This is a genomic window from Sphingobacterium sp. IITKGP-BTPF85 (assembly GCF_001006065.1).
Taxonomy (GTDB): domain Bacteria; phylum Bacteroidota; class Bacteroidia; order Sphingobacteriales; family Sphingobacteriaceae; genus Sphingobacterium; species Sphingobacterium anhuiense.
The window spans coordinates 1-1821 of the sequence record NZ_ASZT02000286.1 but is presented as its reverse complement, the minus strand read 5'-3'; the positions used below and the strand labels follow the sequence as shown (position 1 = coordinate 1821).

At 37.2% G+C, this 1821-nt stretch carries 2 protein-coding genes; both read left to right on the top strand.

Going from position 1 to position 1821, the window contains the following annotated elements:
* Positions 1-945: Fic family protein (locus tag L950_RS25165; protein ID WP_021190754.1), on the top strand; the 945-nt coding region annotated here is incomplete at its 5' end.
* 370 nt (positions 946-1315) lie between these two features.
* Positions 1316-1821 (top strand): hypothetical protein (locus tag L950_RS25160; RefSeq protein WP_037526543.1); only part of this gene is annotated, 506 nt, incomplete at its 3' end.

Here is a 1821-nt window from a genome sequence, read left to right as displayed (position 1 = left end):
AACTTAGAAACACTTATACAAGATGTCGTGAAATCATCAGAAATAGAGGGTGAAATACTTAATCCAGAACAAGTGCGCTCTTCAATAGCTACTCGATTAGGGTTAGATAATTCAGGCTTGATCCAATCTGACCGACATATTGATGGTGTGGTAGAGATGATGTTAGATGCTACGCAGAATACAGATAAGACCATAAGTATAGAAAGATTATTTGGCTGGCATGGCGCATTATTTCCAATCGGTAGAAGTGGCTTGTACAAGATTGATGTAGCACAATGGAGAAGTGGAGATATGCAAGTGGTTTCGGGAGGAATGGGAAAAGAAGTTGTACACTTTGAAGGACCTAAAGCTGAACGTCTCGAAGAGGAAATGAAGAGATTCATAGGCTGGTTTAATACGGATTCTAGTATAGATCCAGTCTTAAAAGCTGCTATTGTACATTTATGGTTTGTGACTGTACATCCATTTGATGATGGAAATGGACGTATTGCTCGTGCATTAACAGATATGCAACTATCGAAAGCGGATGGTGTCAATCAACGCTTTTATAGTATGTCTGCGCAAATTAAACAAGAACGTAAGGAATATTATACGATTCTAGAGAAAACGCAAAAAGGCGATTCTGATATTACCAATTGGGTAGTTTGGTTTTTAAACTGCCTTAAAGAAGCTATTATTGCTTCGAATACGATAATAGATAAAGTCGTGGGAAAACATCACTTTTGGATGCAAAACAATGTTCATATCAGTAATGAAAGGCAACGTATGATGTTGAATAAATTAATGGATAATTTTGAAGGAAATCTGACTTCATCAAAGTGGGCAAAGATGACCAAGATATCGGCTGATACCGCATTACGAGATATTACAGATTTAGTTAATAAAGGTATTCTAATTAAAGCAGATTCGGGTGGCAGAAGCACAAATTATGAACTAAATTGGTAGTCTTTTCAATTTTAACTGACTATAAGATATATCACCTTTATCAATCTCGTGAAAAGCCATTCTGCCAAGAATGACTTTTATTTATTTAATATAATCATCATCAATAACTTTTTAATGGTATTTTAGGAGGAGATTAATGATAAACCATTATGCAACTAACCAACAAGATACTATTTAATGCTTATTTGATTGCTTGTGCAGTGCAGCAAAAATCGGACAGGTAATAAGATGTTTTCAATGAACAGATATATCCTACTTTTTATTTTAGTCCTATCCGGATTACGGGCTTTTCCGCAATCAGGGTACTTCAACAGTCCAGATAGTGCTGCCATGTTCCTAAAAATATGGGACATTTGAACACTATGCCTTTGTGCTTAACGGAAAGGTTATTGAGCATCAAGCGTTGGTCGCTAATCGGGAAGCAAAACTGAATAATATTCTTCCTTATCCTATTACCCTGGAAGGGAAGCGTTATCTCGGAGCAGTATATTTTCATAGTGAAGAACGGTATGCTCCTCCCGTTCGAGATGCCAATCATCCAGCGTATTTCATCAATGGTACTCAGGTTAGTCCTTATCAGATTCGTATGATCAAGATGGAATTGTTTAAGCGGATCGCGAAGTCGGCACAGGATACCACAATAAATGGCACCCTGTACCATGGCTCCGTACATGTGGATACCGATGAGGATTATTTTGCTGCCCGTATTTCCTTGCCAGATCTTATCGAAAAGTATACTGGCTTACCGCTCGAAAATGTCATCGTACATTGGAGAAGTTCCACAAACCGTTATAGTTATGAGAATGAAATTGGTAGGATAATCGAAAATAATTTTCCGCTTTATTCATTCAAGATCGGAAATTTATCGGTTCAAAA